Origin of the sequence: Dyella caseinilytica, from assembly GCF_016865235.1 — a bacterium.
Lineage (GTDB): Bacteria > Pseudomonadota > Gammaproteobacteria > Xanthomonadales > Rhodanobacteraceae > Dyella_B > Dyella_B caseinilytica.
In genome coordinates, this window is sequence record NZ_CP064030.1 from 996,190 (window position 1) to 1,012,653 (window position 16,464).

At 60.3% G+C, this 16,464-nt stretch carries 14 protein-coding genes and 2 tRNA genes; 13 read left to right on the plus strand and 3 right to left on the minus strand.

From position 1 onward, the window contains the following. Nucleotides 1-9: 9 nt before the first annotated feature. The 3 genes from uvrB to ISN74_RS04040 all read left to right on the plus strand — a co-directional run bounded on the left by uvrB (nt 10) and on the right by ISN74_RS04040 (nt 3,287). Nucleotides 10-2,046, plus strand: a complete 2,037-nt coding sequence (gene uvrB / locus ISN74_RS04030) for an excinuclease ABC subunit UvrB (protein WP_188797621.1) — start codon at nt 10-12, stop codon at nt 2,044-2,046. Between the two features lie 125 nt (nt 2,047-2,171). Continuing rightward, nucleotides 2,172-2,246: transfer RNA gene (locus ISN74_RS04035), tRNA-Val, on the plus strand. Between the two features lie 594 nt (nt 2,247-2,840). After that, nucleotides 2,841-3,287: a CopD family protein gene (locus ISN74_RS04040; protein ID WP_188797623.1), complete on the plus strand. Its 447-nt coding sequence runs from the start codon at nt 2,841-2,843 to the stop codon at nt 3,285-3,287. Nucleotides 3,288-3,366: 79 nt separating this feature from the next. Here ISN74_RS04040 and ISN74_RS04045 read toward each other — a convergent pair whose 3' ends face one another. Then, entirely contained in the window at nt 3,367-4,377 is a 1,011-nt protein-coding gene (locus tag ISN74_RS04045; RefSeq protein ID WP_188797625.1) for an NAD-dependent epimerase, read from the minus strand. 348 nt (nt 4,378-4,725) lie between these two features. Between ISN74_RS04045 and thrS the strand changes: the two genes are divergently transcribed. From thrS to ISN74_RS04095, 10 genes are all read left to right on the plus strand, one after another. Further along, the gene (gene thrS / locus ISN74_RS04050) at nt 4,726-6,627 is read left to right on the plus strand and encodes a threonine--tRNA ligase (protein ID WP_188797627.1); all 1,902 of its coding nucleotides are present in this window, start codon (nt 4,726-4,728) and stop codon (nt 6,625-6,627) included. Nucleotides 6,628-6,669: 42 nt separating this feature from the next. Further along, nucleotides 6,670-7,194, plus strand: a complete 525-nt coding sequence (infC, locus tag ISN74_RS04055; RefSeq protein WP_308420763.1) for a translation initiation factor IF-3 — start codon at nt 6,670-6,672, stop codon at nt 7,192-7,194. Nucleotides 7,195-7,431: 237 nt separating this feature from the next. Continuing rightward, nucleotides 7,432-7,629, plus strand: a complete 198-nt coding sequence (gene rpmI, locus ISN74_RS04060) for a 50S ribosomal protein L35 (protein ID WP_019467379.1) — start codon at nt 7,432-7,434, stop codon at nt 7,627-7,629. Nucleotides 7,630-7,645: 16 nt separating this feature from the next. Then, nucleotides 7,646-8,005, plus strand: coding sequence for a 50S ribosomal protein L20 (rplT, locus tag ISN74_RS04065; RefSeq protein ID WP_128898432.1), 360 nt, complete (start codon nt 7,646-7,648; stop codon nt 8,003-8,005). A gap of 280 nt (nt 8,006-8,285) precedes the next feature. Then, nucleotides 8,286-9,281 (plus strand): phenylalanine--tRNA ligase subunit alpha, encoded by a 996-nt coding sequence (gene pheS, locus ISN74_RS04070; RefSeq protein ID WP_203546753.1) that lies wholly within the window; start codon nt 8,286-8,288, stop codon nt 9,279-9,281. 21 nt (nt 9,282-9,302) lie between these two features. Continuing rightward, nucleotides 9,303-11,681 carry a phenylalanine--tRNA ligase subunit beta gene (gene pheT / locus ISN74_RS04075; protein ID WP_188797629.1) on the plus strand — a complete coding sequence of 793 codons (2,379 nt, stop codon included), beginning with the start codon at nt 9,303-9,305 and terminating at the stop codon, nt 11,679-11,681. A 1-nt stretch (nt 11,682) separates the two neighbouring features. Next, the gene (gene ihfA / locus ISN74_RS04080) at nt 11,683-11,985 is read left to right on the plus strand and encodes an integration host factor subunit alpha (protein ID WP_115477488.1); all 303 of its coding nucleotides are present in this window, start codon (nt 11,683-11,685) and stop codon (nt 11,983-11,985) included. After that, nucleotides 11,966-12,322 carry a MerR family transcriptional regulator gene (locus tag ISN74_RS04085; protein ID WP_115477489.1) on the plus strand — a complete coding sequence of 119 codons (357 nt, stop codon included), beginning with the start codon at nt 11,966-11,968 and terminating at the stop codon, nt 12,320-12,322. Before ihfA ends, ISN74_RS04085 begins: the two co-directional genes overlap by 20 nt. A gap of 61 nt (nt 12,323-12,383) precedes the next feature. Further along, nucleotides 12,384-12,460 (plus strand) — tRNA-Pro (locus tag ISN74_RS04090). Nucleotides 12,461-12,587: 127 nt separating this feature from the next. Further along, nucleotides 12,588-13,325, plus strand: a complete 738-nt coding sequence (locus ISN74_RS04095) for a hypothetical protein (RefSeq protein ID WP_188797630.1) — start codon at nt 12,588-12,590, stop codon at nt 13,323-13,325. 60 nt (nt 13,326-13,385) lie between these two features. Here ISN74_RS04095 and ISN74_RS04100 read toward each other — a convergent pair whose 3' ends face one another. Then, nucleotides 13,386-15,053, minus strand: a complete 1,668-nt coding sequence (locus tag ISN74_RS04100; protein ID WP_188797633.1) for a methyl-accepting chemotaxis protein — start codon at nt 15,051-15,053, stop codon at nt 13,386-13,388. Nucleotides 15,054-15,221: 168 nt separating this feature from the next. Further along, nucleotides 15,222-16,454 carry a phosphoglycerate dehydrogenase gene (gene serA, locus ISN74_RS04105; RefSeq protein WP_188797634.1) on the minus strand — a complete coding sequence of 411 codons (1,233 nt, stop codon included), beginning with the start codon at nt 16,452-16,454 and terminating at the stop codon, nt 15,222-15,224. Nucleotides 16,455-16,464: the final 10 nt, after the last annotated feature.

The following is a 16,464-nucleotide window of genomic DNA, read 5'->3' on the forward strand; positions in this document are numbered from 1 at the left end:
ACTAAGCCCATGACCGACCGCGACCGCTTCGAACTCGTATCCCACTACAAACCGGCCGGCGATCAGCCCGAGGCGATTCGTCGCCTGGTGGAAGGCTTCGAAGCCGGCCTAGCGGCGCAGACCCTGCTCGGCGTGACGGGCTCGGGCAAGACCTTCACCATCGCCAACATGATCGAGCAGGTTCAGCGCCCGACCATTGTGCTGGCGCCGAACAAGACGCTTGCGGCGCAGCTGTACGGCGAGTTCAAGGAGTTTTTCCCGCACAACGCGGTGGAGTACTTCGTCAGCTATTACGACTACTACCAGCCGGAAGCCTACGTCGTCGCGTCGGATACCTTCATCGAGAAAGACGCGTCGATCAACGAGCATATCGAGCAGATGCGATTGGCCGCGACCAAGGCGCTGCTTTCGCGCAAAGACGCGATCATTGTCGCGACCGTCTCGGCGATCTACGGCCTGGGCGATCCGGAAGACTATCTTTCGCTGCGATTGATCCTCGCCCGCGGCGAGCGTATCGACCAGCGCGCCTTGATTCGCCAACTTACCGAACTGCAATACACCCGCAACGAAATGGAACTGCGTCGTGGCACCTATCGCGTGCGCGGCGAGATCATCGATGTATTTCCGGCCGAATCGGAAACCGAGGCGCTGCGTATCGAGCTATTCGACGGCGAAGTGGAAAATCTGTCGTTGTTCGATCCACTCACCGGTGAAGCGATCCGCAAGGTTCCACGCTATACCGTCTACCCACGCACGCATTACGCCAGTACGCGCGAAAGTGTGTTGAACGCGATCGAAACCATCAAGGAGGAGTTGAAGGACCGACTCGAATATCTCTACAAGGAAAATCGTCTGGTGGAGGCGCAGCGACTCGATCAACGCACCCGCTTCGACATCGAGATGATGACCGAGGTGGGCTATTGTCAGGGCATCGAGAACTACTCGCGGCATCTGACCCGCCGCGCGCCCGGTGAACCGCCGCCGACGCTGTTCGACTATCTGCCACCCGATGCATTGCTGGTCGTAGACGAATCGCACGTAACGATTCCGCAGCTGGGTGCCATGTATAAAGGCGACCGTTCGCGCAAGGAAACCCTGGTGGAATTCGGGTTCCGGCTACCGTCGGCAATGGATAACCGTCCGTTGCGTTTCGAGGAGTTTGAACGTCGTGCGCCGCGTTCGATCTATGTCTCTGCAACGCCGCGTGCTTATGAGCTGGAAAAGTCTGGTGATGCGGTAGTGGAGCTGGTCGTGCGCCCCACCGGCTTGATTGATCCGGAAGTGGAAGTGCGCCCGGTGCGCACTCAGGTGGACGATCTGTTGGGCGAGGCAAAGAAGCGCATTGCCATGGGCGACCGCGTACTGGTCACCACGCTCACCAAGCGCATGGCGGAAAACCTCACCGAATACCTCAGCGAACACGATGTGAAAGTGCGTTATCTGCACTCGGACATCGAAACCGTGGAGCGCGTGGAAATCATCCGCGACTTGCGCCTGGGCGAATTCGATGTGCTGGTCGGCATCAACCTGTTACGCGAAGGTCTGGATATGCCCGAGGTCTCGCTGGTGGCGATCCTCGATGCAGACAAGGAAGGCTTCCTGCGTTCCACCGGCTCGCTGATCCAGACCATCGGCCGTGCGGCGCGCAACGAGCGTGGCAAAGCCATCCTGTACGGCGACGAGATCACCCGCTCGATGCGAGCAGCGATGGATGAAACCAGCCGTCGCCGTGAAAAGCAGGTGGCCTGGAATACTGCACATGGCATCACCCCGAAGTCGGTGGTGCGCCGGATCGCCGACATCATGGAAGGTGCCCGCAGCGAGGTGCCAGGCCGGAGCCGCAGCAAGTCCACCCGCGGCCGGGGCGCTGCCGCCCTGGTTGCCGAGGAGGCCGCCGATTACGCCGGTCTCAGCGCCGACCAGGCTTCCGCCATGATCAAGCGGCTGGAGGCGGATATGCGCAAACATGCAGAAAATCTGGAGTTCGAGGAAGCTGCCCGTCTGCGCGACCGGATCCATCAGCTTCGCGAACAGGCTGCGCGCTAAGCGCTGTTTTGCGTGTTAGGGACGGGGCGGATGGGATCGATGGAAACTTCATCGTCTCCAACGGCTTCAATTCCACCGACAAGCCTTTTCAGCCCTATCTCATTCCCGTATACTGCGCGGCTCTCGGGCGGTTAGCTCAGCGGTAGAGCACTTCCTTGACATGGAAGGGGTCACAAGTTCGATCCTTGTACCGCCCACCAATTAAATCAGTGACTTAGCCGATTCTGGTCTGTCTCGGAAAAGCTAAGTACGGAAATACAAAAAAGCCGCTCTCCAAAGAGCGGCTTTTTTATTGGCTCATCGTATGGGCGCTATAGAGCCCATCTGGAGTCGCAATAGAAGGTTGTCTGTAGTCCTAATCTGACACCTCGTCGGGTCGCCGCCTGATTTTGCGAAATGGCGCACAGATGCATGCTGTGGTTGCCGGCCGACGCATCCTCTGTGCGACCGGTGTTAGCGACCCTTGGCTTCATCGACCCCCTAGGATGAAGCTTCTGGCCCCCGAAAGGGGGCCCTTCTATTTCTGGCGAATGGACTTCATGAGTGATGCGCTCGCATGAGGCAGCTTGCCCCCGGTGCGTACCGCCAAAGGGTCGAGCTTCAGCTACGTCAGTTTGTCATTGCTGATCGCACTCGCTACGGATCGCGGCCTTCGCCGGAGTGACATCGAGGCAGCATCGGCGTACTCAGTAAAGCGAGATCTTCACACCGCTGCGCCGATTAGCCGCAACCGCAGACGCAAGTCATCATTCGACGTACCATCACGCGAATTCTCGTCGTCGCGTGGAGCACCCATGACCTACCTGTGGATCAAGAGCCTGCATGTCCTGTTCGTGATGGCTTGGGTCGCTGCGGTGTTCTATTTGCCCAGAATCCTGGTGAACATCGCCGAAGCGGGTGACGAACCGGCCGTCAAGGCGCGCCTGGAGTTGATGGGGCTGCGGCTATATCGATTCGGTCACATGATGTTCGGTATCGCCTTTCTGTTCGGCCTTACGCTTTGGCTCGGTTCGCACGTCTTCCCGAACAGCTTGCCGAATTGGGGCGAGATGGGCTGGTTGCACGCCAAGCTGGGTCTGGTCGTGGTGTTGTTCGTCTATTACATATGGAATGGCCGACTGGTGAAGCGCAGTGCGAAGGGTGGCGTGTTGCCTCCAGCGCGTACGTTGCGCTTGCTCAATGAACTGCCGGTGTTCCTGCTGCTTGGCGTGATTTTCCTGGCCATTGCCAAGCCGTTCTGAAATGCAATATCTGCAACGCAATCATCATGCCGTCATTCCCGCGTAAGCGGGAATGACGGCTGTAAGGATTAAACAAACTTTACGCAATGCGGCGGTATTCGCGGTACCACGCGACAAAACGCTTCACACCTTCCTCGATGCTGGTATTTGGCGCATAGCCCACATCGCGCCTCAGCGCGGACACATCCGCCCAGGTGTCGGGCACATCACCCGGCTGCATGGGGAGCAAGCGCTTTTCGACGGTGCGTCCCAGGTTCTGCTCCATCAGTTCGATAAAGCGCATCAGCTGCACGGGTTGATCGTTGCCGATGTTGTACACGCGGTAAGGCGCGTTCGAGGTGCCAGGATTGGGTTGCAGCGGATCGTAGGTTGGATCGGGCTTGGCGACATGATCCAGTGTGCGGATCACGCCTTCGACAATATCGTCGATATAGGTGAAGTCGCGGCTGTGGTTGCCGTAATTGAATACGTCGATCGGTTCACCACGTACGATGCGTTCGGCGAACAAAATGGGTGACATATCCGGACGGCCCCATGGTCCATACACGGTGAAGAAGCGCAGGCCGGTGGTGGGCAGATCGTAGAGGTGGCTGTACGTATGCGCCATCAATTCGTTGGCCTTCTTGCTGGCCGCATACAGGCTGACCGGGTGATCAACCGCATCCTCTACCGCAAACGGCATCTTGCGGTTGGCGCCGTAGACGGAACTGGATGACGCATACACCAAATGTTCTACCTTGCCGTGGCGACAGGCTTCCAGCACGTTCACGAATCCGACCAGGTTGCTTTGCACGTAGGCTTGCGGATTTTTCAGCGAGTAACGCACGCCGGCTTGCGCGGCGAGATTGGCGACGCGTTGTGGCGTGAAGTCGCGGAATGCGCGGTTGATGGCGTCAGCGTCGGCCAAGTCTGCACGCAGGTGGGTATAGCGGGGGTGTTCGGCGAATCGCGCCAGCCGCGCTTCTTTCAGGCTCGGATCGTAGTAATCGTTGTGATTGTCGATGCCGAGCACTTCATCGCCACGGGCCAGCAACCGTTCCGTGAGAGCGGCGCCGACAAAGCCTGCCGAACCGGTGACGAGAATGCGCATCGAGGTGTCCTGAACCGTTGATTCTTGTGGCGGCGTCCCTGCTTGAGCCCGGACCCGGTGTCTTTCTTACATATATATATGTAAGAAAGACACCGGGTTCCGACCGGTCTCGGGACGACGGGTATTGGCCGCTCATTGTAATGGTTAAGCGTTGCCGCGGAATTGACACCGTGGATGCGCTAAACTAGCTTTTATTTCCTGTTCTTCGGAGACAAGGTGGCCCGCGCCGAAGGCGCCGGTCGAGTGTGTGACATGGCAACTACCCGCTTCCAACGCTGATCTCACCACGCCTTGTGTCCAAGAAAAAAAGGCGCGTGGCGCCTTTTTTGTTTTCCGAGAAACTATCCCATGATCGAAATTACGCTCCCCGACGGCAGCAAGCGCCCCTTCGACCATCCCGTTACGGTGCAGGATGTGGCTGCCTCCATTGGCGCCGGCCTCGCCAAAGCCACCCTCGCCGGCAAGGTGGATGGCAAGCTGGTGGATGCCAGCTTCCCGATCGACCATAACGCCAGCCTCGAAATCGTCACAGAGAAGAGCCCCGAGGCGCTGGAAATTCTGCGTCATTCCACCGCGCACTTGCTGGCGCAGGCTGTGCAGCGCCTGTATCCCGGTGCGCAGGTGACGATCGGCCCGGTGATCGACAACGGTTTCTTTTACGACTTCGCTTACGAGCGCCCCTTCACGCCCGACGATCTGGTGAAGATCGAGGCCGAGATGGAAAAAATCGTGAAGGAACAGCTGCCGCTCACGCGCAGTGTGAAGTCACGCGACGACGCGGTGACGTTCTTCCGCGGCATCGGCGAGGAATACAAGGCCGAGATCATCGAAAGCATCCCGGCCAACGAAGAGCTGTCGCTGTATACGCAGGGCGAATTCACGGATCTGTGTCGCGGCCCACACGTGCCGAATACGGGCAAGCTGCGCGCGTTCAAATTGATGAAGGTGGCCGGCGCTTATTGGCGCGGCGATTCCAACAACGCGATGCTCACGCGCATCTATGGTACGGCATGGCTTAACGATAAGGATCTCAAGGCCTACCTGCAGCAGTTGGAAGAGGCTGAAAAGCGCGATCACCGCAAGATCGGCAAGGCGCTGGACCTGTTCCATCAGCAGGAAGAAGCGCCGGGCATGGTGTTCTGGCATCCGAACGGCTGGGCCATCTGGCAAGTGGTGGAGCAGTACGTGCGCGGTGTGTACCGCAGCAGTGGTTACCAGGAAGTGCGCGGTCCGCAGATCATGGACGTGAGCCTATGGAAGAAGTCCGGGCACTGGGACAACTACCAGGAAAACATGTTCTTCACGGAATCGGAAAAGCGCACGTATGCGCTCAAACCGATGAACTGCCCGGGCCATGTGCAGATCTACAACACCGGCCTGCACAGCTATCGAGATTTGCCGATCCGCTATGGCGAATTCGGCGGCTGCCATCGCAATGAGCCTTCGGGCGCGCTGCACGGCATCATGCGCGTGCGTGCCTTCACGCAGGACGACGGTCACATCTTCTGCACGGAACAGCAGGTCGAGTCTGAAGTGACGGCGTTCCACCAGCAGGCGATGAAGGTTTATTCGGATTTCGGCTTCGACAGCATCGCGGTGAAGATCGCATTGCGCCCCGATAAGCGCATCGGCAGTGAAGAGCTGTGGGATCGCTCCGAGGAGGCATTGCGCAACGCTTTGCGCAGCGTTGGCGTGCCGTGGGAAGAGCTGCCGGGCGAGGGCGCATTCTACGGTCCCAAGATCGAGTACCACATGACCGACTCCATCGGCCGTTCCTGGCAGGTGGGTACCATGCAGGTGGATCCGATGATGCCCGAGCGTCTTGGCGCCGAATACGTGGACGAGCACAGCCAGCGCCGACGTCCTATCATGCTGCACCGGGCCATTGTCGGCTCGATGGAGCGTTTCATCGGCATCCTGATCGAGCATCACGCCGGCAATCTGCCCGCATGGCTGGCGCCGGTGCAGGCGCAGGTGTTCAGCATTACGGATGCCCAGGCCGACTATGTCCGGCAGGTGACGCAAACCCTTGTCGATAAAGGCTTCCGCATACAGGCCGATTTGCGCAACGAGAAGGTCGGCTATAAAATCCGCGAACATACGCTCCAGAAAGTGCCCTACCTGCTAGTGGTCGGTGATCGCGAAAAGGAATCGGGGTCAGTTTCTGTGCGTACCCGTTCGGGCGAAGATCTCGGCAGCATGCCGCTTGCCAGCTTCATCGAGCGCCTGGAGACCGAGACGCGGCACTGATGCCGCCCGGCCAATCAAAAACATCTTCTGGAGGATAGTGGTATCGCCACCACAGAAACTAAGGGCAACCGTCGTAATAGCGAAATCCGCGTACCGCGCGTGCGTGTAATTGGTCCGGATTCCGAACAGCTCGGCATCCTGACCCGTGACGAGGCGCTGCGTGCAGCCGAGGAAGCGGGGCTCGACCTGGTCGAGATCCAGCCGAACGGCGACCCACCGGTCTGCCGCATCATGGATTACGGCAAGTTCAAGTTCGAAGCCCAGAAGAAGGCCCAGGCCGCCAAGAAGAAGCAAAAGCAGGTCGAAATCAAGGAAGTGAAGTTCCGTCCGGTTACGGACGTGGGCGACTACCAGATCAAGCTGCGCAACATGCTTCGCTTCCTTGAGGAAGGCGACAAGGTCAAGGTCACCATCCGCTTCCGCGGCCGCGAAATGTCCCATCAGGACCTCGGCCAGGATCTGGCCAAGCGGATCCAGGAAGATGTGGGTGAGAACGGCGTCATCGAATCCTTCCCGCGCCTGGAAGGGCGCCAGATGGTCATGATGATCGGGCCCAAGAAGAAGTAAGCGGCGCGGGATTTTCGCCTGTGCCGCCATCCCCTCTCCCCTTCGGGGAGAGGGTGTCACGACATCTATGGGTTTTGAGGCTGGATAGCTGGCATTGCCCACCCTTTCTCCGTATAATCGCCGGTTCGACCCGCCAGGATGGGTCGTGAACCGATCGTGGCAGGACGGAAAGCGTGGCTCAGACCACCGCCAGATCAGTCAGAAACCGGGGGCCAAGCCCCATCAAGGAGCATTCCCATGCCCAAGATCAAGACCAACCGCGCGGCGGCGAAGCGTTTTCGCAAGACCGCGTCCGGCAAGTTCAAGGCCGGTCACGCCTTCAAGTCGCACATCTTGACCAAGAAGTCGACCAAGCGTAAGCGCAATCTGCGCGCCACCAACCACGTCAAAGCTTGCGACACCAAGGGTGTAGCACGCATGTTGCCGTATCTCTAAGGCGGAGGACTGAACCATGGCTCGTGTAAAGCGTGGCGTTACCGCCCGTCGTCGTCACAAGAAAATCATCGGTCGTGCCAAGGGCTACTACAACGCCCGCCGCAAGGTCTTCCGCGTTGCTAACCAGGCCGTTATCAAGGCCGGTCAGTACGCCTATATCGGCCGCAAGCAGAAGAAGCGTCAGTTCCGCGCCCTGTGGATCGTGCGTATCAATGCTGCCGCCCGTCAGTTCGGCCTGTCCTACAGCCGCCTGATCAATGGTCTGGCCAAGGCCGGTATCACCGTTGACCGCAAGGTGCTGGCTGATATCGCCGTGCACGACATCAAGGCGTTTGGGGCCATCGCAGAAAAGGCGAAGGCCAGTCTGGCCGCTTGATCGTCGAACGCTGACGATATGATGTAAATCAAGCGGGGAGAAGGCCAAACGCCTTCTCCCCGTTTTTGTTTTTGCTCTCTTCGATGGTACGTGGGCGTCTGCATATTTTGTGATCTCCCTTCGTGCCGTCATTCCCGCGAAAGCGGGAATCCATCTGCCCGGGTGCGGTATCGAAGATGGATTCCCGCTTTCGCGGGAATGACGGTCACGCAAAATGAAGTTTCATGAAGAGCACAGGCAACGCGGCCAAATCAACATGAATCAAACCGGGACTGCACCGATGGAAGACCTGGACACCCGCGCCACCCAGGCGCTGGCGGAAATCGACAAGACCGACACGCTCGACGCGCTCGATGCGCTGCGCGTGGGCCTGCTGGGCAAGAGCGGCATCGTCACCGCTGCGCTTAAAGCGCTGGGCGCGCTTTCACCGGAAGAGCGCAAGACGCGCGGCGCCGAAGTGAACCGCCTGAAAGAGCGCCTCAATGACGCACTGGCCGCGCGCAAGCAGATGCTGGAGCAGGCCGAACTCGATCGCCGCCTCGCTTCCGAAAAGCTCGACATCAGCATGCCGGGCCGCAATGGCGAACGGGGTGGGATTCACCCGATCACCCGAACGTTGGAACGCATTGCCGCCATCTTCTCGCGCCTGGGCTACCAGCGCGCCGATGGTCCGGAAATCGAGGACGACTGGCACAATTTCGAGGCGCTGAATTTTCCGCCGCACCATCCGGCGCGCGCCATGCACGACACCTTCTACTTTGGTGACGGACGCCTGCTGCGCACGCACACCTCGCCGGTGCAGATCCGTGCGATGAAAGGTCGGCAGCCGCCGATCCGCGTGATCGCGCCGGGCAAGGTGTACCGCAGCGACTCGGATCAGACGCACTCGCCGATGTTTCATCAGATCGAAGGTCTGCTGGTGGACGAAACTTCCAGCTTTGCTGATCTGAAAGGCACGCTGGCCGAATTCATTCGTGCCTTCTTCGAGCGCGATTTCGAAATGCGCTTCCGCCCCAGCTACTTCCCCTTTACCGAACCGTCGGCCGAAGTGGATATTCGTTGGGATGCTGAAGATGGCAGCACGCGTTGGCTGGAAGTGCTTGGCTGCGGCATGGTGCATCCGAACGTGCTGCAGAACTGCGGTATCGATCCGGAGCGCTACACCGGCTTTGCGTTTGGCCTGGGCGTGGAACGCTTCGCCATGCTGCGCTACGGCGTCTCCGACCTGCGCGCGTTCTTCGAGAACGATCTGCGCTTCCTCAAGCAATTCGCGTAACCGCTGGCAGGGAACAACACGATGAAATTCTCCGAAAACTGGCTGCGCGAGCTGGTCGAGATCAAGGCCGACCGTGCCGCCCTGGCGCATGCGTTGACCATGGCCGGGCTGGAAGTGGAAGAACTCACGCCGCTGGGCGAAAACCTCAGCGGCGTGGTGGTGGCCGAAATCATTGGTGCGCAAAAGCATCCGGAAGCCGATCGCCTGCAGGTGTGCAAGGTCGACGCCGGGTCGGGCGAGCCGCTGCAGATCGTATGCGGCGCACCGAATGCGCGCATCGGTATCAAGGTGCCGCTTGCCACCGTGGGCGCGAATTTGCCTGGCGGGATCGCCATCAAGGCCGCCAAGCTGCGCGGCGTCGAATCGTTCGGCATGCTGTGCTCGGCCAAAGAGCTGGGTATCGATAACGATGCGTCCGGCTTGCTGGAGTTGTCTTCCGATGCACCGGTCGGTCGGCCGTTGGCCGATTACCTTGGTCTGCCTGACGCCAGTATCGAGCTGAAGCTCACGCCCAATCGCCCCGATTGTCTTGGGTTGGTGGGTCTTGCACACGATGTTGCTGCCCTGTTCGGCAGTCATGTGAAAGTGCCTGCGCAAGCTGAAGCGGCTGTCACGGGCGCTGCGTGCCGCGGTATTCGCCTCGACGCTGGCGCGGATGCGCCGCGTTATCTCGGCCGCATCATCGAAGGCTTCGACCCCACGGCACGCACACCGCTATGGCTGGCTGAACGTCTGCGACGTGCAGGGTTGCGCCCGATCAGCGCGGTGGTGGACGTCACCAACTACGTCATGCTGGAACTGGGCCAACCGCTGCACGCGTTCGACAACGACACGCTGCAAGGCGACATCGTCGTTCGCCACGCACACGACGGCGAAACGCTGAAGCTGCTCGATGGCTCCGAGGTCAAGCTCGATACCGGCTTCCTGCTGATTGCCGACGAGAAGAAGGCGTTGGCGGTGGCGGGCGTGATGGGTGGCTACGATTCCCGCGTCACCGACGCGACACACAACATCTTCCTGGAGTCGGCACACTTTGCTCCGGCCGCGATCATGGGCCGCGCACGCAAGCTGGGCATGCATACCGACGCGTCCCATCGTTTCGAGCGCGGCGTCGATCCGGAATTGCCGCGCCGCGCGCTGGAGCGCGCTACCGAGTTGCTGTTGGCGATCGCCGGCGGCAAGGCCGGTCCGGTCCTGGTGGCGGAAAATCCGTCCGATCTGCCGAAGCCGGCCGCCGTGGGCCTGCGCCGTGCGCGCCTCAAGCGCGTGCTGGGCGTGGAAGTGGCCGATGCCGAAGTCGCGCGTATCTTCACCGCACTCGGCATGCAGGTGGAAACCACGGCCGAAGGCTGGCGCATTACCGCCCCGAGCAGCCGTTTCGATATCGAGCGCGAGGAAGATCTGGTCGAGGAAGTGGCCCGCATCTACGGCTACGACCGCATTCCCACCCACATCCCGGCGGGCGAGCTGGCGCTGGCTATCGATCCGGAAGCTCGGCTCAACGAACTCGCCGTGCGCGAACAGCTGGCGGCACGCGAGTACTACGAGGCGGTCAATCTCGCCTTCGTCAGCCATGCTTTGCTTGCGAAATGGGGTATCGGCGAAAAGTTGGTGCCATTGGCCAATCCGCTGTCCGCCGATCTGGCGGTGATGAGGCCATCGCTGTTGCCCGGCCTGATCGAAGCCCTGTCCCATAACCGGGCGCGCCAGCAGGAGCGCGTGCGCCTGTTCGAGATCGGCCGTGTGTTTGGGGCGGGTGACCCACCTGTCGAGACGCCCAGCCTCGCCATCGTGGCCAGTGGCCACGCCCGGGCGGAGCAATGGGGCGAAGCGGCGCGGCCTTTGGATTTCTTCGACCTCAAGGGCGACCTGGACGCCCTGATCGCCTGGGGCGGTGAGCCGCAACGCTGGTCGGTGCACGCCGACGGCCTGCCGGGCTGGCTGCATCCGGGGCGGGGCGCGCGCGTGGCTCGCGACGGCCAGACGGCCGGCTACCTCGGTGCCTTGCACCCGCAGCTGGCCAAGACTCTCGACCTGGGACCGGACGTGCACGTGCTGGAGCTGGCGCTGGAGCCCTTGCTGGGCCGACGCCTCCCCAAGGCCCAGCCAGTGCCACGTTTTCCTGCGGTGCGCCGCGATATCGCCGTCGATGTACCTGAACAGATGGCCTGGTCACAGATTGAGCAGGCGGTCCGTAGCAGCCTTGGGGCAGCCCTGGTGGAGCTGCGCCTGTTCGACCGCTACAGCGGCAAAGGGGTCGAAGCGGGCCGAAAGAGTCTCGCTATGGGCTTGATTTTGCAGGACGCTTCACGCACCCTTACCGACGACGACGCGGATCACTGCGTACGAAATGCGGTGGCTGCGTTGGAGATGTCATGCGAGGCAAAGTTGCGAGGGTAAGATGGCGGCGCTGACAAAGGCGGAGATGGCCGAGCGCCTCTTCCTCGAGGTAGGCCTTAACAAGCGGGAAGCCAAGGAGTTCGTGGACGCCTATTTCGAGGTGGTCCGCGAAGCCTTGGAACGTGGTGAACAGGTGAAGTTGTCAGGATTCGGCAACTTCGATTTGCGGCAGAAGAACCAGCGACCGGGTCGTAATCCGAAGACCGGCGAGGAGATTCCCATCTCCGCCCGTCGAGTGGTGACGTTCCGGCCAGGGCAGAAACTCAAGGTGAGAGTCGAGGGCTATGCTGGATCAGGGGAATAACACCGAACTGCCTGCCATCCCGGCCAAGCGCTACTTCACCATCGGTGAAGTCAGCGACCTCTGCGGGGTGAAGCCACACGTGCTGCGCTATTGGGAGCAGGAATTCCCGGCGCTGAACCCGGTCAAGCGCCGGGGCAATCGCCGCTACTACCAGCGGCATGACGTGCTGATGATCCGCCAGATCCGCTCCCTGCTGTACGACGAAGGCTTTACCATCACCGGCGCCCGCGCCCGGCTGGAAGGTCCGCAGGCACGCATGGAGGCCAGCATGTCGCACCAGATCGTGCGTCAGGTGCGTATGGAGCTGGAAGAAGTGCTGGCGCTGCTGCGTCGCTGAGCTGTTACCTCTACCGGCAGCATTGCCGGAACTGGTACACTTTCCTTTCTTTGTGAATCGTCGGGGCGTAGCGCAGCCTGGTAGCGCATTTGCCTGGGGGGCAAAGGGTCGTGGGTTCGAATCCCGCCGCCCCGACCAATTCGCGAAATCCGTAAAACGGCGCCTCGGCGCCGTTTTTTGTTTTCAGGAGCGGACATGTGTCCGTGACGATGACGCGCTAGTCTCCGAGGCAGTGAACCCACTGCATAGTCAGGAGATATCGCCGATGCCGTCCAATACCTGTCATCCGAATGCTCCACACGTAAAGCTGAACACCCCCGACTGGTACATCTCGTCGCTGATGCTGGATCGCGCGTTGGATGCCATCCTGCGCCGGGTCAAAAAGCTCGACCGCAAACACGATATTCCTTACCTGGCCGGCTACAGCCAGGACGGCAAGACGATCTATATCGACCGCCACTTACCCGAATCCTTCACCTTCCGCGGGCGCACCGTCGAAGTGGATCGCTTCCTCATCCTGCACGAGGAAGTCGAAAAGACCTTGATCGACCAGTTGGATCTGCATTACCTGCATGCGCACCAGATCGCCACGCGTGCTGAAGAAGCGGCGGTGCATGCACACGGCGTCACTTGGAAGGCTTATGACCGCTTCATGCAGAAATACGTCAAGAGCATTGGCGACGAGCGTCTAAGCAAGGTGCCGGTCGATCTGGACCTTAAGCCGTATCGCGATTACCACGATTACGACTTGCTGCGGCAGATGGAAGCACACATGGAGCGTGGAACAGGAATGAGCGCCAAGCAGAAAACCGAGCTCAAGAGTTACGCGGATGCATTTCGCGAAGAACTGCGTGTGCAACATCGCCACGAATTACACAGCAATGGTGTCGAGAACAAGCGGAGTAAACCCGCCGTGAAAAAGACATCATCAGCGAAGGCAAAGCCGGCCAAGGCCGCCAAGACAGCGCCAAAGCGAAAGGTCGCGGCAAAACGAGGCAAGTAAGCCACACGCATGCCTTATGGTTGCGCAGCCTCGCCATTAAAGGCGAGGTTTGCGCGAAGCTCAGGCGGCTACGAGTTGTTGCGGGGCAGCGGGCTGGTAGACGCTGGCGTGGGTCGTTTTCTTGAACTCGATCTTGGCGGCTTCCTTGAGGCCATCGCCCAGCTTGAAGAATGCCACGCTCTCCACGAGTGAGCGGGCACGCATCTGCACCGTATCCGCGGCGGCGGCGGCTTCTTCGACCAGGGCAGCGTTGCTCTGCGTGACCTCGTCCATCTGCTGCACCGCGCGATTGACCTGCTGGATGCCGGAGGCCTGCTCGGTGCTCTGCGAAGCAATGGCATTCACTGTACTGGCGACGTTATCCACGCTATCGAGTAACTTGCCGACCATTGATTCCGCGTGGGCAATCATCTGCGTGCCGCTTGCGATGATCGTCACTGATTCTTCGATCAGCGAACGAATCTCCCGGGACGCCGTGCGCGAATTGCGCGCCAACGATTGCACTTCACCCGCGACAACATGGAAACCCTTGCCGGCTTCACCGGCGCGTGCCGCTTCCACTGAGGCGTTCAAGGCGAGGATGTGTGTTTGGGTGGCGATGCGGTCCATCGTTTCCGTGATTTCGGTAATCCGGCTGGCGACGGCCTGCACCTGGTTCATCGCGCCGACAGCCTCGGACATGGCTGTGCCGCTTTGCTTGGCGATACCTGCAGCCGATTCGGCCAGGCGGCTTGCTTCATGCGCACGCACGGCATTGGCATTCACGCTGTGGGTGAACTCTTGCATGGAGGACGACGTTTCTTCCAGCGCCGCTGCTTGTTCGCTGGTACGCGCGGAAAGATCCTGGTTGCCGCTGGCGATCTGTCGTGTAGAAGTGGAAATCTCTGTGCTGCCCGCGCGAATGGTGTTGACCACACGGCGCAGCTGGCCATTCATCGCGTCGAGCGCTGCAAGCAGCTTGCCGGTTTCGTCATGGCTGGTAACGGTAACCTGCGTGGACAGATCCCCTTCTGCCACGGCCTGAGCCATTTTCACGGCGCGACCGATCGGCGCCGTGATGCTGTACGCAAGCAGCCAGGTCAGCATGGCACCGGCGAGCATGGCACAAAGCACCACGGCGATCAGAAACACACAGGCATCACGGAAAGCGTCGCGGCTTTGCTGATCAATCTGCGTGGACGCGGTTTGTGCACCCTGCTTCATATTTGCCACCAGACTATCAATGGCGGCAGTGGGTGCGCGATCGATGCCCGCGACCAGACTATCCACGACATGCACGCTTTGGGGATCATTGGGATCGTAGTGCTGGATGGCAGCGAGGTATTTCGTGCCCAGATCTGCATGCGTGGCGACCGCTGCACTCACGCCGTCAGTCTTTAGGCCAAGCTCGGCCATCTGCTGCTTCAGCGAAGCGAGATCCTTGTCGACGGCGCTGGACTGCGCGACAAAGCCATCGTGATGCTTCTTGAACGCATCCGCATCACTGCCGCGCAAGAGCAGATCTTTCCACTCCTGAACCTGTTTCTTGAAATCGACCTGCGTCACGCGCGCCATGTCCACCGCCGCGGCGAATTTTCCGGCTGTTTCGGCGGAATGCACCTGGAGATCATGGGTACGGGAGAGGCCGCGCCAGCCGCCAAGCCCCACAATGACTGCAGCCGCCAGCATCACTGCGCCGAGCAGGCCAAGTCGGATGGCGATACGCAGATTGCGAAATCGTAAATTCATAAGCTGTGCCGCAATAAAAAACGTTGCCGAGTTAAGTAGTTATCGGCATATGGCGGTCAAGCTTGAATAAGCGAGGCATTCACCAGTGTCAAACGTTGGGGTGGCGCGGCCACCGCAGGTTGGGTGAGCGCACCGCTACCCAACCTGCGAAACGACAGCATGGCGTGATCAATAAAGTACGCGTGTCCGCAACGTTCCCGGTATCGCTGCGAGCTTGTCTTTCAGCAATGCGGCCTGCTGTTCTTCCGCCGACACATCGATCACGACGTAACCCACGTCCGCTGTGGTCTGCAGGAACTGCGCATCGATGTTGATGTTGCCGGCGGAGAACAGTTCATTGATGCGCGAGAGCACGCCTGGCACGTTGCGATGAATGTGCAACAGGCGACGACTGCGCGGATGTTCCGGCAAGGTCACTTCCGGGAAGTTCACGGCAGACAGCGTGGAGCCGTTGTCGCTATAGCGCACCAGTTTGCTGGCCACTTCGATGCCGATGTTGTCCTGTGCTTCCAGTGTGCTACCGCCGATATGCGGGGTGAGGATCACGTTATCCATGCCGATCAACGGTGAGACAAAGGGATCGTCGTTGCCCTTCGGTTCCACCGGGAATACGTCGATGGCAGCGCCACCGACGTGCTCCTTGCGCAGCGCATCCGCGAGCGCGTCGATATCGACCACCGTGCCGCGCGATGCATTGATCAGCAGCGCGCCCTTCTTCATCTTGTCCAGCTCAGTCTTGCCCATCATCAGCTTGGTCGAGGGCGTTTCCGGCACGTGCAGCGTGACGACGTCGGAACGTTCAAGCAGATCATCCAGGCTGGCCGCGGCGCGTGCATTGCCCAGCGACAGCTTGGATTCGATGTCGTGGAAGATCACGCGCATGCCCAGGCTTTCCGCCAGCACGCCCACCTGCGTGCCGATATGGCCGTAGCCGACGATGCCGAGCACCTTGTCGCGCACTTCAAAGCTGCCCGCAGCGGATTTGGTCCAGCCGCCACGGTGGCAGAGTGCGCTCTTTTGCGGAATGCCACGCAGCAGCATGATCGTCTCGGCAATCACCAGCTCTGCCACGCTGCGCGTGTTGGAGTAGGGCGCGTTGAAAACGGGAATACCAAGCTTCCCCGCGGCGCTCAGATCAACCTGGTTGGTGCCGATGCAATAGCAGCCTACGGCGATCAAGCGCTTGGCATGGTCCAGCACGTCATCGGTGAGATGCGTGCGGGATCGGATACCGATGATATGCGCGTCGGCGATACGCGCTTTCAACTCGTCCTCCGGCAGCGATTTGGCGTGGTACTCGATCTGGCTGTAGCCGGCGCGCTGGAAGGTTTCCACCGCTGTGCGGCTGAGGCCTTCGAGCAACAGCACCTTGATGTCTTGCTTGGGATACGAGGTCTTCATGGCAGCCCGG

Coding starts and splice junctions, on each gene's coding strand:
- rplT (WP_128898432.1), top strand. CDS start 7,646: ATGGCTCGTGTAAAGCGTGGCGTTACCGCCCGTCGTCGTCACAAGAAA.
- serA (WP_188797634.1), bottom strand. CDS start 16,454: ATGAAGACCTCGTATCCCAAGCAAGACATCAAGGTGCTGTTGCTCGAA.
- uvrB (WP_188797621.1), top strand. CDS start 10: ATGACCGACCGCGACCGCTTCGAACTCGTATCCCACTACAAACCGGCC.
- ISN74_RS04045 (WP_188797625.1), bottom strand. CDS start 4,377: ATGCGCATTCTCGTCACCGGTTCGGCAGGCTTTGTCGGCGCCGCTCTC.
- ihfA (WP_115477488.1), top strand. CDS start 11,683: ATGGCGGCGCTGACAAAGGCGGAGATGGCCGAGCGCCTCTTCCTCGAG.
- ISN74_RS04085 (WP_115477489.1), top strand. CDS start 11,966: ATGCTGGATCAGGGGAATAACACCGAACTGCCTGCCATCCCGGCCAAG.
- pheT (WP_188797629.1), top strand. CDS start 9,303: ATGAAATTCTCCGAAAACTGGCTGCGCGAGCTGGTCGAGATCAAGGCC.
- pheS (WP_203546753.1), top strand. CDS start 8,286: ATGGAAGACCTGGACACCCGCGCCACCCAGGCGCTGGCGGAAATCGAC.
- thrS (WP_188797627.1), top strand. CDS start 4,726: ATGATCGAAATTACGCTCCCCGACGGCAGCAAGCGCCCCTTCGACCAT.
- ISN74_RS04100 (WP_188797633.1), bottom strand. CDS start 15,053: ATGAATTTACGATTTCGCAATCTGCGTATCGCCATCCGACTTGGCCTG.
- rpmI (WP_019467379.1), top strand. CDS start 7,432: ATGCCCAAGATCAAGACCAACCGCGCGGCGGCGAAGCGTTTTCGCAAG.
- ISN74_RS04095 (WP_188797630.1), top strand. CDS start 12,588: ATGCCGTCCAATACCTGTCATCCGAATGCTCCACACGTAAAGCTGAAC.
- ISN74_RS04040 (WP_188797623.1), top strand. CDS start 2,841: ATGACCTACCTGTGGATCAAGAGCCTGCATGTCCTGTTCGTGATGGCT.